This is a genomic window from Mammaliicoccus stepanovicii (genome assembly GCF_002902525.1).
In the GTDB taxonomy this organism is placed as follows: domain Bacteria; phylum Bacillota; class Bacilli; order Staphylococcales; family Staphylococcaceae; genus Mammaliicoccus; species Mammaliicoccus stepanovicii.
Map to the genome: position 1 here is coordinate 55,757 of NZ_PPQZ01000102.1, position 17,069 is coordinate 72,825.

18 protein-coding genes are annotated in these 17,069 nt (G+C 31.0%); 1 reads left to right on the top strand and 17 read right to left on the bottom strand.

What is annotated here, in order from left to right; genetic code table 11:
* Nucleotides 1-6: 6 nt before the first annotated feature.
* The 4 genes from lpdA to CD111_RS10570 all read right to left on the bottom strand — a co-directional run bounded on the left by lpdA (nt 7) and on the right by CD111_RS10570 (nt 4,690).
* Nucleotides 7-1,419: a dihydrolipoyl dehydrogenase gene (gene lpdA, locus CD111_RS10555; RefSeq protein ID WP_095087875.1), complete on the bottom strand. Its 1,413-nt coding sequence runs from the start codon at nt 1,417-1,419 to the stop codon at nt 7-9.
* 11 nt (nt 1,420-1,430) lie between these two features.
* On the bottom strand, nt 1,431-2,492 hold the full coding sequence (gene buk / locus CD111_RS10560) for a butyrate kinase (protein WP_095087873.1): 1,062 nt from the start codon (nt 2,490-2,492) through the stop codon (nt 1,431-1,433).
* Entirely contained in the window at nt 2,492-3,592 is a 1,101-nt protein-coding gene (locus tag CD111_RS10565; protein WP_095087871.1) for a Glu/Leu/Phe/Val dehydrogenase dimerization domain-containing protein, read from the bottom strand. The genes buk and CD111_RS10565 overlap by 1 nt, the downstream gene beginning before the upstream one ends.
* A 207-nt stretch (nt 3,593-3,799) precedes the next feature.
* On the bottom strand, nt 3,800-4,690 hold the full coding sequence (locus CD111_RS10570) for a phosphate acyltransferase (protein WP_095087869.1): 891 nt from the start codon (nt 4,688-4,690) through the stop codon (nt 3,800-3,802).
* A gap of 121 nt (nt 4,691-4,811) precedes the next feature.
* Between CD111_RS10570 and CD111_RS10575 the strand changes: the two genes are divergently transcribed.
* On the top strand, nt 4,812-5,078 hold the full coding sequence (locus tag CD111_RS10575; RefSeq protein WP_095087867.1) for a DUF2627 domain-containing protein: 267 nt from the start codon (nt 4,812-4,814) through the stop codon (nt 5,076-5,078).
* An 18-nt stretch (nt 5,079-5,096) separates the two neighbouring features.
* Here CD111_RS10575 and CD111_RS10580 read toward each other — a convergent pair whose 3' ends face one another.
* From CD111_RS10580 to CD111_RS10640, 13 genes are all read right to left on the bottom strand, one after another.
* A complete protein-coding gene (locus CD111_RS10580) occupies nt 5,097-5,798 on the bottom strand; it encodes a sporulation initiation factor Spo0A C-terminal domain-containing protein (protein ID WP_095087865.1) in 702 nt (233 codons plus the stop codon).
* A gap of 22 nt (nt 5,799-5,820) precedes the next feature.
* Entirely contained in the window at nt 5,821-7,497 is a 1,677-nt protein-coding gene (recN, locus tag CD111_RS10585) for a DNA repair protein RecN (RefSeq protein WP_095087863.1), read from the bottom strand.
* A gap of 17 nt (nt 7,498-7,514) precedes the next feature.
* Complete coding sequence (gene ahrC / locus CD111_RS10590) at nt 7,515-7,952, bottom strand: transcriptional regulator AhrC/ArgR (protein ID WP_371868714.1); 438 nt, start codon at nt 7,950-7,952, stop codon at nt 7,515-7,517.
* Between the two features lie 142 nt (nt 7,953-8,094).
* Nucleotides 8,095-9,966, bottom strand: coding sequence for a 1-deoxy-D-xylulose-5-phosphate synthase (dxs, locus tag CD111_RS10595; protein WP_095087859.1), 1,872 nt, complete (start codon nt 9,964-9,966; stop codon nt 8,095-8,097).
* Nucleotides 9,967-10,020: 54 nt separating this feature from the next.
* Complete coding sequence (locus CD111_RS10600; RefSeq protein WP_188350498.1) at nt 10,021-10,896, bottom strand: polyprenyl synthetase family protein; 876 nt, start codon at nt 10,894-10,896, stop codon at nt 10,021-10,023.
* A complete protein-coding gene (locus tag CD111_RS10605; RefSeq protein WP_229726485.1) occupies nt 10,877-11,098 on the bottom strand; it encodes an exodeoxyribonuclease VII small subunit in 222 nt (73 codons plus the stop codon). Before CD111_RS10605 ends, CD111_RS10600 begins: the two co-directional genes overlap by 20 nt.
* A 2-nt stretch (nt 11,099-11,100) precedes the next feature.
* The gene (xseA, locus tag CD111_RS10610) at nt 11,101-12,426 is read right to left on the bottom strand and encodes an exodeoxyribonuclease VII large subunit (protein WP_095087855.1); all 1,326 of its coding nucleotides are present in this window, start codon (nt 12,424-12,426) and stop codon (nt 11,101-11,103) included.
* 15 nt (nt 12,427-12,441) lie between these two features.
* The gene (nusB, locus tag CD111_RS10615) at nt 12,442-12,831 is read right to left on the bottom strand and encodes a transcription antitermination factor NusB (protein ID WP_095087853.1); all 390 of its coding nucleotides are present in this window, start codon (nt 12,829-12,831) and stop codon (nt 12,442-12,444) included.
* Between the two features lie 57 nt (nt 12,832-12,888).
* Nucleotides 12,889-13,248 (bottom strand): Asp23/Gls24 family envelope stress response protein, encoded by a 360-nt coding sequence (locus CD111_RS10620; protein WP_095087851.1) that lies wholly within the window; start codon nt 13,246-13,248, stop codon nt 12,889-12,891.
* A 12-nt stretch (nt 13,249-13,260) separates the two neighbouring features.
* A complete protein-coding gene (gene accC, locus CD111_RS10625) occupies nt 13,261-14,619 on the bottom strand; it encodes an acetyl-CoA carboxylase biotin carboxylase subunit (protein WP_095087849.1) in 1,359 nt (452 codons plus the stop codon).
* A gap of 1 nt (nt 14,620) precedes the next feature.
* Nucleotides 14,621-15,070: an acetyl-CoA carboxylase biotin carboxyl carrier protein gene (gene accB, locus CD111_RS10630; RefSeq protein WP_095087847.1), complete on the bottom strand. Its 450-nt coding sequence runs from the start codon at nt 15,068-15,070 to the stop codon at nt 14,621-14,623.
* 270 nt (nt 15,071-15,340) lie between these two features.
* Nucleotides 15,341-15,898 carry an elongation factor P gene (gene efp / locus CD111_RS10635; RefSeq protein WP_095087845.1) on the bottom strand — a complete coding sequence of 186 codons (558 nt, stop codon included), beginning with the start codon at nt 15,896-15,898 and terminating at the stop codon, nt 15,341-15,343.
* Between the two features lie 25 nt (nt 15,899-15,923).
* The gene (locus CD111_RS10640; protein WP_095087843.1) at nt 15,924-16,979 is read right to left on the bottom strand and encodes a M24 family metallopeptidase; all 1,056 of its coding nucleotides are present in this window, start codon (nt 16,977-16,979) and stop codon (nt 15,924-15,926) included.
* Nucleotides 16,980-17,069 lie beyond the last annotated feature (90 nt).

A 17,069-nucleotide genomic window follows, 5' to 3' on the forward strand; every position in this document is an offset into this window, starting at 1 on the left:
TCCTCTTTAGACATGAATAGCTCGATTTTCAGATTTTAACCCTAATTCCATAAGCACTTCTCCTATTGAAGGATGTGCATGAATAGTAGTAGCTAATTCTTCTGTTGAACCATTCATAAATGTAAATAAAGCTGCTTCATTTATTAATTCTGTAACTTTCGCACCAACCATATGAATGCCTAGTACTTTGTCATTTTCAATATCTTTAATTAATATACATTCACCAATGCCATTATTTTCAATCACAGATTTCCCAATTGCTTTAAAAGGAACTTTGTATTTTTTGAAATTTAGGTTTTTATTTTTTGCATCTTGCTCTGTCATACCAATAGATGCAACTTCAGGATTCGTATATATACATCTAGGTACTGTTAAATAATCTAGTAAAATTGGTTTTTCATCAAACATATGTTCAATTGCAATCGTTCCTTCTTTAGTTGCAACATGTGCTAATTGATAATTACCAATCACATCACCCACAGCATAAATATGTTTATCATCTGTTTGATAAACATCATTTGTCAGAATGTAACCTTTATCATCGGATTTTATTTTCGTATTTTGTAAGCCGATATCAACTGTGTTTGGTTTTCTTCCAACCGCTACAAGCACTTTATCAAATTGTGTTGTCGTGTCATTAATCTTCACTTCAACACTATCTTCATGTATAGAAACTAGTTCCTCTGACAGTGGTAAGCCTTCGTATATTTTGATTCCGTTTTGTTCAAATTCTTTTTTAATTAATTTGCTTATTTCTTGTTGTTCATTAGGAATAATTGATGTTCCTGCTTCTACAACCGTAACCTCAACACCTAAATCATTTAAAAGAGAAGCAAATTCAAGTCCAATCACACCACCACCAATAATTAACATGTTGTCGGGAAGTGTATTTAAAGTCATCATGTCATCACTTGAAATAACCGTTTGCTGGTTGAATTTAAGGAACGGCAATTCAATCGGACTCGATCCTGTAGCTATGAGTACATGTTGATTTACTAACAGCTCTGACTCTCCATTATCAAATTCAACTGAAACTGTTCCTGCTTGTGGAGAAAAGAGTGATGGGCCAAGAATTCTACCATTACCTTCAAATATGTCGATTTTATATTTTTTCATTAAACTTTGTACGCCACCGTACATTGTTGATACTGTATTATTTTTCTTATCGACAATATCTTTCATATCAAAATCAGCAGTCGCAGTTTTAATGCCGTAATCACTTGCATGATTAATGTATCTCATTATTTCCGCTGTTTTCAAGTAGGATTTTGTAGGTATGCATCCTTTATGTAAGCATGTTCCACCTAATTTGTATTTTTCAACAATCGCTACTTTTTTTCCTAGCTGTGAAGCTCTAATGGCAGATACATAACCTGCTGTACCCCCACCTAGAATTACTAAATCATATTCTTTTGACATAGTATTACTCCTTATTCATATGACTTGGTACTAATTTTACCGTAAAAGAGGTCCATAACGCCAACATTTAGTGCGTGCATTTCTTTTTCTCCTTTGTATATCGTAACATTTTGTAGCCAAGATACATATTTATTTACTTTATTAGTTATGTATTTCGAATAACTTAACCCGCCTGTAATAATAATTTGATCAATATTACCTTCTAATGAAACTGCACATGCTCCAATAGATTTAGAGATTTGATAGCACATAGCATCTAATACTAATTTTGCTGTTTTATCTCCCTTTTCCATCATTTCTTCAATTTTAAGACAATTATTTGTCCCAAAGTAAGATATTAAACCGGAATTTCTACTCAACATGTTATTTGCTTCTTTAGAATTAAGTTGATGATCAATTACCCACTTTATTAATTCATCATTTGGGATTGAGCCTGCACGTTCAGGACTCATTGGACCTTCACCTAATAAGCCATCATTCACATCAATAACTCTGCCTTTTTTGTGTGCACCCACACTTATACCGCCGCCTAAATGAGCAACTATAACATTGATATCTTCGTACTTTCTACCTGTTTCTTCGGCATATTGTTTAGCGACTGACTTTTGATTTAAAGCATGGAATATGCTTTTTCTTTCTATACCTTTAATACCAGTAATTCTTGCCTCAGGTGTTAATTCATCTACCACTACTGGATCTACTATGTATGCATTGATATGTAACGCTTGAGCTAATTCATAACCTATAATACCACTTAAATTTGACGCATGTATACCATACTTAAAAGACTTTAAATCATGATATAATATGTTATTTATTAAATATGTTCCACCTTCAATAGGTTTTAAAACACCACCTCTACAAGCAATGGCATCCATCGCTTGTAAGGAAATATTGTGTTTGTTTAAGGATTCTTTAATACTATCCAATCTGAATTCAATTTGCTCTATTAAAGGTAGATTAGTTTTTTCAATTTCATGTCTTAATACATCTTCGAATAACATATTATAATTTTCAAATAATGCTACTTTCGACGAAGTGCTACCCAAATTAAGTACAAGAATTTTTTTCATTAATTTTTACCTCTTGATATAATTGATTTTTCTGATTTCAAGAAACTACTTCTTACTCTCATTAACTGATCAATTCGTTCTTCTGCTAATTTTTCTGCAGCTCTTGCTGTTGTAATTTGATCACGTTTACTTATTTCAAATACTTTATCCATTTGGTCATAAATTTTTTCAATATTTGAAATTGCACGGACTTCATTATAACCATCTAATTCATCAGCTACATTTACAACGCCACCTGAATTAACTACAAAGTCAGGCGCATAAATGATTCCTTTTGCTTCTATTTGTTCTGCATGTTTATCAATATCTTCTAATTGATTATTGGCGCTACCACATACAACTTTAACTTTCAAACGATTAATTGTATCATCATTCAAGATACCGCCTAATGCACAAGGTGCGAAGATATCCGCATCAACATCATAAATTTCATCAATTGACACACTTGTTGCATTGAAATCATTAACAACTCGATCAACAGCTTCTTGATTAATATCTGTTACGACTAATTTAGCTCCAGCTTCGTTTAAATAACGACATAAATCATACGCAACATGTCCAACGCCTTGAACAGCTACAGTTTTACCTTCTAATAAATCTGTACCAAAAGCTTCTTTAGCTGCACGTTTCATAGATACAAATACACCTAAAGACGTCTTAGGACTAGGGTTACCACTTGATTGATGACTTTCAGATAAACCAACAACATAGTCTGTTTCTTCAAAGATAATATCCATATCATCTTCTGTAGTACCAACGTCTTCAGCAGTAATATATCTCCCATTTAAACTTTCAACATATCTTCCTAACGCTCTAAATAAAGCTTCTGATTTATCTTTCTTTGGATCACCAATAATGACAGTTTTCCCGCCGCCTAAATTTAATCCAGCTGCCGCATTTTTATAAGTCATTCCTCTTGAAAGTCTTAATGCGTCATTAATTGCTTCTTCTTCACTTTCATATGGCCACATTCTACAACCACCAAGTGCTGGTCCTAATGTTGTATCATGAATTGCAATAATTGCTTTTAAACCTGAGCTTTTGTCATGGCAAAATACAATTTGCTCGTAGTCATATTTTTCTATAGTTTCGAATAACATAATAATCCCCTTTTCATTCTTTATATTAACTTCATATCTAATTTTACATGAAATGTTTTATTTATCAAATAAATATACCTAAAATGATAGCGCTTACAAAAAGTAAAAATTTTTAGAATATTCAAAATAAGTGAATAAATAAGGGATAACTGTTGTTGGTTTAAAAAAACTATTAAAAATAAGTTAATTATTTATTATTACAATATATTAAATGAGTGTTAACGCACAACAAATTGAATTAAATTTATCTTTGGATGAATCAGAACGAGATGTTAATATGATTGGAACTTTAGCACCTATAATAACAGATGCTACTTCTGCTTTGGACAAATAGACTAAAGATTTATATAGAATGTTACCACTTTCAATTTGCGGAACAATAAGTCCATCAACATTTCCGGATATATGTGAATCAATACCTTTCGTAATTGCTGCTTGTTTATTTATTGCTACATCGAAAGCTAATGGACCTTCTACTTCATGAATGTCATTTAACGCATTAAAATAATCGACGATGACTTTAGCATCTACTGAAGATTGAATATTTGGATTTACTTGTTCAATAGCAGATAGGACACCTATTTTTGGATTTTTAATTCCTATTTTTTTAAGACTTGTGATTAAATTTTCTGTAATTTGAATTTTAGCTTCTTGTGATGGGGCTATGTTCATTGCAACATCAGATAACGCTAAAGTTTTATGATACTCAGGTATATCGAAAAGTGCTAAATGGCTCATGCGATTTTCAGTTTTTAAATTATATTTACTATTTAGTACTTCCTTTAATAGCGTTGAGCTGGAAATTAAGCCTTTCATTATTAAATCAGCTTTACCCTCATTCACTGCTTTTACAGATTCAGATACAGTATCATTTTTATCTTTAGTTTGTATTATTTTTATTCTATTAAATTCCTCATGACTCAAGTTAAAAGATCGTATTAGCTCATCTTGAGGTTCTTCATCATATAGAAGAAAATTAGCATTTGTTTTTTTAATACTTTTAATAATTGCTTTAATGACACCTTCATCATTTGATTTACAAACAGCTATTGTAGCATTTGTTTTTTGGCCTTTATTGATAATATCTTTAAATTGCATTTAAAACCCCTCCTAATGCTATCATAATCAAATTTTAACGATTATTCCATCTTTTACTTGTTTACTTTCTTTCATTAACTCATATATAATATAAATTATTAATCTATAGGAGTTTTAATTTATGCAAAAATATGTTGCATTACTTATTTTAGTTATTCCTGGCATTTTAGCAGGACTCGGAATTAAATGGATGAGAGACGCAGTGTTTGGTGAATTAGTACCACAACTTCAATTTATTTGGTTGCAATTTTTACTTGGCCTTATATTTTTTGTATTTGGAATCATCTTTATCGGTGGATATATATTACATCGAGAGAAGAAAAATAAACGTGCCCAAGAGTATTTTTTAAAAAACGAAAATGATGATAAAGATCATAAAAAAAGCTAACTTCAAAGTTAGCTTTTTTTACTGATTATCTTTATATTTTTGATATAAATGAATAATAAATTCACCGTTTGTCGGTCTTACATATGACTTTTCTTCATCATACCAGTATTTTTTTAATTCTTTATCCCAAGCTAATTTAATAGCATGCCTTATTGATCGTTCTACATTATTTGCCTGTACATTGAAATGTTCTGATATTTGTGGATATAGTTCTTTAGTTAATTGCATATTGTGTGAATGATTAAGCATTAATTTGACACCGTATTTTATATATTTATATCCGTTTAAGTTGTATGAAAACCCAATTTTCTCAAGAAGTAAATCAAGTGCTTCAATTTCAGTTATCTTTCTTTTACTTTTATCTAAAACACGATGTATTGTATTTAGAAGAACATCAAATTCAACTGGTTTTATTAAAAAATAATCTACGCCTAAAGATACTGATTCTTTAAGAACATTGTCGCTTACAAATGCACTCATACATATCACTTTATATTTTTTATTAGGTTTAATATATCTTCTTAGTAAAGTCATTCCATCAATATGAGGTAAAATTAAGTCTAATAAAAGAACATCAAATTCAGCTCCATTTAATATTTCTAGAGCTTCTTTTCCGTTATATCCAATATTAACTATTTCAATGTCATGTTTCTTTAAATAATCAGACATTTCACTAACATATGCTCTTGAATCTTCTATTATTGCAACTTTAACACCCATATTTACACCCTACCAAATCATTCTATTTTAATGTTTTATTTTGAACTATCATTTCTTTTGCATGTTGTCTTGTTAATTTTGTAACTTCCACACCAGATATCATACGTGCTATTTCATCGATTTTGTCTTCACCTTTTAAATGTTTTACTGATGTAATCGTACGATCATTTACTGTTTCTTTCGTTATATAAAGATGTTGGTCACTTATTGCTGCTACTTGAGGTAAATGAGATATACATATTACTTGTAATGATTGTGAAATTTCATACATCTTCTCAGCCATTTTTTGTGCTACTCGACCAGATACACCTGTATCAACTTCATCAAACAATATTGCAGTTTGGCCTTTTGAAGAAACAAAAATACTTTTAAGTGCTAGCATAATTCTAGATAATTCGCCACCTGATGCAATTTTATTTAAACTTTTAAGTGGTTCACCTTTATTAGGGCTAATTAAAAATTCAACTTCTTCTAAGCCATCTATTTTTGGTTCAGTTTTATTGAACGTAATTTCAATATTAGCATCTTTCATATGTAAATTTTGTACTTCGCTGACGAGTTTTTCACGTAAATTGAGCGCAATTTCTCTTCTTTTAATAGACAAAGCATTTCCAGTTTCTAATACTTTATTATATAACGATTCAATATCTTCACGTAATTGTGAAGTGCTTTGCTCATAATTCTCGATTTTGTATATTTCATCATCGATTTTATCTCTATATTTTATTAATTCAGGTATGCTTTTGCCATATTTTCGGTTAAGATCAGTCAATACATTTAACCTAGATTCATATTCATTAAGCAATGTTTCATCAAATTCATTTGATGAAAGTTCATTGTATAATTCATGTTTATAATCTTCTAAAGAATAATACATTTGATCTAATTCTTCACTAAATGTATTATATTTTCCTGGAATGATTTCATTTATATTTTGGATGGCTTGATTTAGCTCATATATTTTATCTGTAATATTATCTTCACTGCTTAAAAACATATGTGCTTTGTGAAGACTTTCATTTATACGTTCATAATTTTGAAGTTTTTTAATTTCTTGATTCAAAAATTCTAATTCGTCTTCTTTAAGATTAGCATCTAATAGCTCGTCCCTTTGAAACTTTATTAAATCTAATCTTTGTAATAGCGCTTGATCTTGAGATTCTAATTTCTCAAGTTCTTTTTTCTTTAATCGATATTCTTGATACACTTCTTTATATTCATCAATTTCTTGTTGATATTTGCTATCAGCAAAATTATCTAACAATGTTAGATGATACTTTGGTTTTAATAATATTTGCGTTTCGTGTTGACCATGAATATCAAGTAATTCTTGCATGACAATCTTTAAATCCGAAAGTGTTACATTTTGATTATTTAATTTACAAAGACTTTTACCAGATGCAAAGATTTCTCGCTTAACAAATAAAAAGTCATCATCAAAGTCAATATCTAACTCGTTAAGGACTTTATTTACATTTGGGACATGATCTATATCAAATACACCTTCAATTGTTGCTTTTTGTTCTCCATGTCTAACGAAACTTTGAGAGGCTCTCGCACCCACTAATTGTCCAATAGCATCAATTATAATGGATTTTCCGGCACCCGTTTCACCACTTAATACAGTTAAACCATTTGAAAAGTTTATTTCTAAAGATTCAATAATTGCGAATTGTTTAATTGTCAGTGCTTGTAACATAGTATAATAAAACTCCTTTAAAGCATATTAAATATTCTGTCTGTTATAACTTCAGCAGATTCAATATCTTTACAAATTATTAAGCATGTATCGTCGCCACAAATTGTACCCAATACTTCATTCCATTCAATTTGGTCTATTATTGCACCAATTGATTGCGCATTACCTGGCAATGTTTTTAATACTAATAAATTATCCGCACCATCTATTTTTACAAAAGAATCCATTAAGTATCGACCAAGTTTATCTATTGGATGGTATTTACGGTCTCTTGGTAAACTATAGATATATTGTCCTGATGGCGCAGGTACTTTAATTAATTGTAATTCTTTAATATCTCTAGAAATTGTGGCTTGCGTTATATTTAATTCATACTCATTCAAACGTTTAACTAATTCTTCTTGTGTTTCTATTTGCTCATTCGAAATAATTTCTCTAATTTTAATTTGACGCATAGTTTTATTTGCCAATTGTTACACCTCGTTTAATGAATATTTATACAATAATAATAGCATAAAATTGATAATAATAGTAATGTAAGCGATATTAACCACTTAAAAGACGCCTTAGTATAACTAAAGCGTCTGACGATACATGTTATTTATTTAATAATATCTTGATTTGTGACTTAATATTTGATTGTGATATGCCTATATCTTCTAACAATAAGTTTACATCACCATGTTCAATATATTCATTGTCTATACCAATTCTACGCAAAATATTATGATAATCATTATCCTTCATAAATGTTGCTATTTGACTACCTAATCCACCAGTTAACATAGATTCCTCAATGGTCATGACTGGTTTATTGGTTTTACAAATTTCATGCAACATATCAAAGTCCATCGGTTTAATAAAGCGAGCGTTAATTACATTTATGTTGATGCCTTCTTTAAGAAGATCATCAGCTACTTCAGTTAGTAATTCTAACGTTGGACCATAACTAATAAGTGTTAAATCTTCTCCAACTCTTTCTTTCGTCCATGTTCCGATTGTCAAACTATTAATTTCAGCATTTTCTTGTAGTTTAGGTGCATTTCCTCTCGGATATCTAATAGCCATTGGTCCGTGATCATTTTCAAATGCAGTTTTAACCATTTCTTTAGCTTCATGACCATTTTTAGGCATCATGACAGTGAAATTAGGAAATTGGCTTAAAAATCCAATATCAAAGACACCTTGGTGCGTTTCACCATCTGCTCCAACTAATCCAGCACGATCAATACCAAATAATACATTTAAATTTTGTCTATCCACATCGTGTAATAGTTGGTCATATGCACGTTGCATAAAAGTAGAATATATCGCAACATATGGCTTCATTCCTTGTGTCGCTAGTCCTGCTGCCATTGTAACAGCATGTTGTTCTGCAATACCTACATCAAAAAATTGCTCAGGTAACTCTTGTTGGAATTTCGTCAACTTAGAACCTACAGGCATCGCGGGCGTAATTGCCACGATATGTTTATCTTTTTTAGCATAACTTAACACTTCGTCACTCATTAACGCACTCCATGCAGGTCCATCTGTATTACCTTTGATAACTTCACCTGTTTCAAGTTTGTATGGCCCTAATCCATGCCAAGTACCAATTTTGTCAACTTCTGCTGGTTTATACCCTTTGCCTTTTTTAGTTACAACGTGAATAAGAACGGGTTTATTTATTTTTTTGGATGCTATTATTGCTTCATCCAATTCTTTAAAATTATGTCCATCTACTGGACCGATATATTTTATACCTAATTCTTCAAAAAATATCCCGTCAACTACTAAATATTTCAGGCTATCTTTAATTTTGTCAGCTGAATCTCTAAGTTTGTCTCCGCCAGGTAATCTGTTGAAGAAACTTTCAGCATCAAATTTAAATCTATTATAACTTTGATTTGTTCTAATTCTTCCAAACATGTTATGCATTGCACCAACATTTGGTGCAATACTCATTTCATTATCATTTAATATGATTGTAAGGTCAGTTCTATCATGGCCAATATGATTTAATGCTTCTAACGCCATCCCACCAGTTAAAGCACCATCTCCGATAACAGGCACAACATGATTTGTTTCACCTAGGATATCTCTTGCTTTCGCCATCCCTACTGCAGCTGATAATGAAGTTGAACTATGCCCTGCTTCCCAAACATCATGAATGGATTCATTCATTTTAGGGAAACCACATAATCCTTTATATTGTCTAAGAGAATCAAATTCGTGACCTCTTCCAGTTAAAATTTTATGTATGTAAGCCTGATGGCCAACGTCCCATATAATTTTATCTGTAGGACTATTAAAATGCTTATGCAAACTCAGTGTTAATTCAACAACGCCTAAATTTGCTCCAATATGTCCACCAGTAATTGAACACGTTTCAATTAGAAACTTTCTAATATCAGCACTTAATTGCTCAAGTTCAGAATTAGACATTCCTTTTAAAAAGGATGGATTTTTAATTTTAGAAATATCCATTGTTATACCACCTTTTGTACTATTCCCATAAATTCTATACGATTTAGAACTTAATTAATTTTCTCTATTTGCAACTAATTTTGTAATTGCTTTTAGTTCTTCGATGTTATATTTATCTTGTAATTGTTCTAATAGATAGTTTGCTTGATTCACATGTTGTTCAAGTGCAATTTTAGTATTTGCTTTACCTAGAAGTGAAATATATGTACTTTTATTATTTGTTTCGTCGCTAGCTATTTTACCAGTTTTATCAAAGTCACCTTCAATATCTAATAAATCATCTTTAATTTGGAAGATCAAACCAAGTTGTTGACTAAATGAATCTAATAACAGAAATGTTTTACTGTCTACTTTCGCGATTGTACATGCAGCAATGATTGCAAAACGAATCAAAGCACCAGTTTTATATCTATGAATCTTGCGCAAAGTATCTAAAGTAATATCTTTATTTTCACTGTTCATATCTAAAACTTGTCCACCTACCATACCATGATGGCCAGCTGATTCAGATAATAGTCTAATTAATTTTACCTTATCTTCGGCAGAGAGTTTATTATCTTTAGTGATTAATTCGAATGCTTTCGTTAAAAGTGCATCTCCAGCTAATATAGCAGTAGCATCTCCATAAACCTTGTGGTTTGTTTTAATACCTCTTCTAAAGTCATCATTATCCATTGCAGGTAAATCATCATGAATTAAAGAATAAGTATGTATCATTTCTAAAGCTTTTGCTGTTTCCATACCATTTTCAATGTCAGTATTTAACATAGATAATGTCATAAGCAAAAGTGAAGGTCTAATACGCTTACCATTTGCAAATAAGGAGTAATGCATGCTTTCTTCTAATTGCGTATCAACTACAGAAGTTAATTCAGTTTCTTTTAGTGATGCATTAAATTGCTCTACATACTTATTGATGATCTGATTCATTTGAATCACCTTCACTTTTTACTAATTTATTAACTTTTTCTTCAGCTTCTTTTAGTTTTGTTTCACATTTGCTACTTAATTCAATACCTCTTTGATAAAGTTCAATAGATTCTTCTAATGAGATGTTTTCTTCGTCTAATTTTCCAACAACTTTTTCTAATTCAACCATCATTTCTTCAAATGTTTGTTCTTTCGCCACAATTGTCACCTAATTTCTTTAACATTAGCTTTTATTTTACCATCTTTTAAGTTAATAGTAATATCATCATGTATATTTAAATCTTCTTTACTTGTTATTATTTTATCATCTTTTTCTAAAATTGAATAACCCCGTAACATAATCTGAGTTGGACTTAATGCATCTAGTTGAACAAGCTTTGTAGATAGCAGTTGTTTTTTGTTATTTATAATTCTATTCATCTGTTGTGATTGCTCACTATTTAATCTATCAAGTGTCTGCCTATATTGATTAACTGAATGTTCAATAGGACCAATCTTTAATTTATTTTGTAAAATATCTATGCGGTGATTATTTCTTAATATAATTTGATCAAGATTTCTATTCAATTGTTTATGTAAGTCATCTAATTGTTGAATTTCTTGATCGTATAATAGTGATGGACTTTTAAGTTTATAATAAGATGATAACTGGTTTAATTTTTGTTTATCGCTTTGAATACTTTGGGTAATATGTTTTGTTAAGTATTTGCGTGCGTTATTTATAAGGTTATATAATTCATTGATATCTGGAGTTGCTATAATTGCAGCTTGTGTAGGCGTTGCCGCTCTAATATCACTCACAAAATCACTCAAGGTCGTATCTGTCTCATGACCCACAGCTGAAATAATAGGTGTTGAACAATTGTAAATTGCTTCAACTACTTCTTTTTCATTAAAACTCCATAAATCTTCAATTGATCCACCACCACGGCCAACGATAATAACATCAACATTCATGGCATCTGCTTTATTTATGTTGTTAATGATATTATCCTTAGCTTCTTTCCCTTGAACAAGTGTGCTAATTAATACTTGTTCAGCAAGCGGATATCGCTTATCTAAGGTAGAACATATATCTCTAATTGCTGCACCAGTTGAAGCCGTTAGGATAGCAATTTTCTTTGGATATTTAGGTAATGCCAACTTATGATTAGCATCAAAATAACCTTTTTGAGACAATTCTTTTTTAAGTGCTTCAAACTTCTCATACAAAAGTCCAATTCCATCCAACTGCATAGTTTGAACATAAATTTGATAAGATCCTCTTGATTCATAAATACCAATTCTACCTTCAATTAGTACTTGATCCCCTTCTTTTGGTTCGAAACTCAATTTACTTGCACTAGACTTAAACATCATCGCACTTAATACACCTTTATCATCTTTTAATGCGAAATAAAGGTGTCCACTTGAATGTCGTTTGAAATTTGAAATTTCCCCTTTAATAAAAACGTTCTGTAAATGAGGGTCTTGATCAAATTTATATTTAATATATTTCGTTAATGCAGTTACTGATAAATATTTATCCATTTATATCACTCTTTATTAGTTTGATAAACTACTTAATACACCGTTAATAAATTTATAATGATCGTCATCACTATACATTTTTGCAATTTCTACCGCTTCATTAAATACTACTTTTTCAGGTGTGTCATTATATTTTAATTCATAAGTTGCCATTCTCAAAATGATTCTATCCGTTTTTAACAAACGCTCAAGCGTCCAATTTTTCAAATGTGGTTTGAATATTTCATCTAATTCTTCACGCTTTTCAATTACTTCATTCACGAAACTTTTAACGTATCTAAATTGGTCTCCATGAAAATCTTCTACTAAATAATGGATTGCTTCATCGACTGTTAATTCAGTCTTATTGTTTTCTAATTGATATAATGTTTTAAAAACTAACTCTCTTAATTCGGATCTCTTCATACTCTTCTCCTTCAAAGAATAAGAGGATGCACGCATCCTCTTAATTAATCATGTTTATTATTGGAAGTTTATATTAACGATGTGAACGTTAACTTCTTTAGGTGTTAATGCCGTCATCGTATTTAATGCTTGTTTAATTTCGGATTGAACTTTTCTCGCTGTTTCAGAAATTTTCGTACCGTAGTCAAATGTACAATATACGTTAATATAAATGCCGTCTTCTTTTATGTCTACTTTAATACCTTTACCAAAATTCTTTTTTCCGAACTTCTCTATTGAGTTCTTGTTAAATACGGATTGCATGTGAGAGACACCTTTAATATCAGTGGTAGCAATACTCGCAATTACTTCAATTACTTCAGGTGCGATCTCAATCTTACCTAAAGAAGGCTTTTCATTTTCAATTGTTTTAGCCATTTGAATCCCTCCTTAACTATCTTCACTATTTATAATATCATGAATCTCTAGGAAATTGGTATTAAAAATACCTGATTCAAATACATCATTTTCTAATAATCTTAAGTGGAAAGGAATTGTTGTGTCTATTCCTGATATTAAATATTCAGTAAGTGCTCTTTTACCAATTTGAATTGCTTCTGTTCTATCTGATCCATAGACAATAAGTTTCGCAACCATTGAATCATAGTAAGGTGGAATCGTATATCCAGTGTAACAAGCTGAATCTATTCTTACACCATAACCTCCAGGCGTTAAATATTGATTGATTTTACCTGGTGAAGGCATAAAGTTTTTAAATGGGCTTTCTGCATTAATTCTAAATTCTATTGCATGGCCACTTAAATTCACTTCATCTTGTGTTAAAGGTAATGGTTCTCCACTTGCAACTCTCAGTTGTAGCTTCACTAAATCCATGCCAGTAACCATTTCAGTAACTGGGTGTTCAACTTGAATACGTGTATTCATTTCCATAAAGTAAAATGCATCTTCATCTAAATCATAGATAAATTCAATTGTACCTGCATTTTCGTAATTAACAGCTTTAGCAGCTCTAATAGCCGCCTCACCCATTTCTTGACGCATCTTTTCTGATAACACTGGAGATGGAGATTCTTCCACTAATTTCTGCATACGTCTTTGTATGGTACAATCACGCTCTCCTAAATGGATAACATTGCCGTGAGAATCACCTAAAATTTGAATTTCTATATGTCTAAAGTTTTCAATAAACTTTTCTAGATATAAACCTTTGTTTCCAAATGCTGTTTCCGCTTCTTGTTGCGTCATTCTAAATCCAGTAACAAGTTCTTCTTCGTTACGTGCGATACGGATTCCTTTACCGCCACCACCAGCAGTTGCTTTAATGATTACAGGATATCCAATTTGTTTTGCGCATTTCTTAGCGATTTTCACAGTATCTACTAATCCGTCACTACCAGGAACAACTGGTACATTTGCTTTAATCATTTCTTCTTTAGCAACATCTTTAATACCCATCTTTTGAATGGATTTATAACTTGGGCCAATAAATTTAATTTGGCAAGCGTCACACATTTCAGCAAAATCACTATTTTCAGCTAAAAATCCATACCCAGGATGAATTCCGTCACAACCTGTAGATTTGGCAATTGAAATAATATTAGGTACATGTAAATACGAATCTTTAGATTGAGTTGGTCCTACACAATAAGCTTCATCTGCAATTTGAGTATGTAATGCATCTTTATCAGCTTCTGAATAAATCGCAACCGTCTGAATATTTAGTTCTCTACAAGCTCTAATAATTCTTACTGCAATTTCCCCTCTATTTGCAATTAATACTTTTTTCATATTACTTCACCTTGAATAACGGTTGGCCATACTCTACCATTTGTCCGTCTTCAACTAAAATTTCAGTTATCTCACCAGAAACATCTGCTTGAATTTCATTAAATAATTTCATTGCTTCTAAAATACATACCGTTGTATCTGCATCTACTTTTGTTCCAACTTGCACATATGGACCTTCGTCTGGGGATGGAGACTTGTAGAATGTTCCTACCATTGGTGCATTAATCGTAATACCATTGTCTACTTCGTTCTCAGTTGCTTGTGGTGCTACAGCATCAGCACTTGTTTGTTGTGGTTGAGCAACTGGACCTGAAGGTGCTTGTCCATATACTATTTCTTGTTTAATTTCTTTTTTTAATGTTAATTTAAAATCTTTATCAGTTATATCTAATTCAGTTAATGAAGAGTTGTCTAACAGTTCAACTAATTCTTTAATTTGTTTCAAGTTCATTTGAAAAACTCCTTTTAAGTTCAAATTCATAATACTTAACACTTTATACATTTTACTTTAGTGGTCATACCAATTCAAGCGATTTATTAATTTAATTTCAAACCATTATAATAGAAAACTTTTTATTTATATCATTGTTTTGAATTTTATTACATTCAAATGAATATTGTCGGACATCATGATGATGTTAAAGCCTTTATTAAATAAGATACAGAATTAAAAAAAGGACCTATCCATTTCAATTAATAGATAGATCCTTTGAAATTAAGATTAACCTCTTGATACGTAACTTCCATCTGTAGTGTTAATTACTAATAAGTCACCTTCATTTACAAATAAAGGAACATTTAAGCTATAACCAGTTTCAACCGTAGCTTGTTTTGTAGCGCCAGTAGCAGTATCACCTTTAATACCTGGTTCAGTTTCTGTTACTTTTAATGTTACTGTATTAGGAATTTCAACGCCAATTGTTTCACCATCGTAAGATTGAATTTGAACTTCCATATTTTCTTTAATAAATTTAAGTTCATATTCTAGACTTTCTTCTGGTAATTCTAATTGCTCATACGTAACATTATCCATAAATACATGACTATCTCCATCGGCATATAAGTATTGCATACGTTTATTATCGATTTGTGCTTTTTCTACTTTTTCACCGGCTCTAAATGTTTTTTCTTGAATTGCACCAGTTCTTAAGTTTCTTAATTTTGATCGAACGAACGCCGCACCTTTACCTGGTTTTACGTGTTGGAAGTCGATTACTTTCCAAATACCATTTTCTACTTTAATTGTTAAACCTGTTTTAAAATCATTAACTGAAATCATTCATTTTCCTCCTAGTTATACCTTCTTATAAAATAATAAGGTCTTTTGAAGATTTAGTAAAGCGTTGTAACCCATTTTTTGTAACTAATACATCATCTTCAATTCTCACACCACCGAGTCCGTCTACATAAATACCTGGTTCGAGAGTGATACACATGTTTTCTTCAAGTATAATATCGGATTTCTGTGACAATGCAGGACCTTCATGTACTTCTAAACCTATTCCATGTCCTAAAGAATGACCAAATTGTTCTCCATAACCATGTTCTTTAATAATTTCTCTAGCGATAGAGTCAGCCTCTTTACCTGTCATACCCATTTTCACTCGTTCTAAGGCTGCCTTTTGAGATTTAAGAACGATGTTGTATATTTTTTTCATTTCTTCTTTTGGTTCACCAATTGCAAATGTTCTCGTAATATCACTTACATATCCATTATATAGTGCACCAAAATCAAGTGTGATCATATCCCCTTTTTCAATCACTTTATCACTTGCTACACCATGTGGTAATGCGCCGCGATGACCTGAAGCAACAATCGTATCGAATGAAGAACAAGTAGCGCCTTGTTTCCTCATATACATTTCCATTTCATTGTTGACTTCATTCTCTGTCATACCCGGTTTAATCCAATCAAGTATATGTTCATAAGTATCATCAACGATATCTGCTGCTATTTGAATTTGTTCTATTTCATAATCGTTTTTAACCATTCTTAACGATTCTATAACTCCTTCAAATGATGATAATTCTACATTTTCTGTATTTAACGCTTGATATTCATTATAAGTAATTAAATTTGCCTCTACGCCAACTTTGTTATATTGACCTGATTTAATCAATTCATTTAGTTTTTCGATCATAGGTCCATTTTGATTTACAATTTCAAAATCTTTTGATTGTGTAGTTGCTTGTTGTATATATCTAAAGTCGGTTATTAATTGTGCTTGTTCATGTGTGATTAATAAACTACCGCTTGTACCAGTAAATCCAGAAAGATACCTTCTATTGAATGAAGATAATACTACCACAGCAGCTAAGTCTTTTTGTTTCATGACTTTTCTTAAATTATTTATTTTCATAATTTTCCCCTTTCTATTTGTACAATAATTCTATATACATTAAAATAATATCATACATAACAAAAGTTTTTCATAGTAAAACATTAGGAG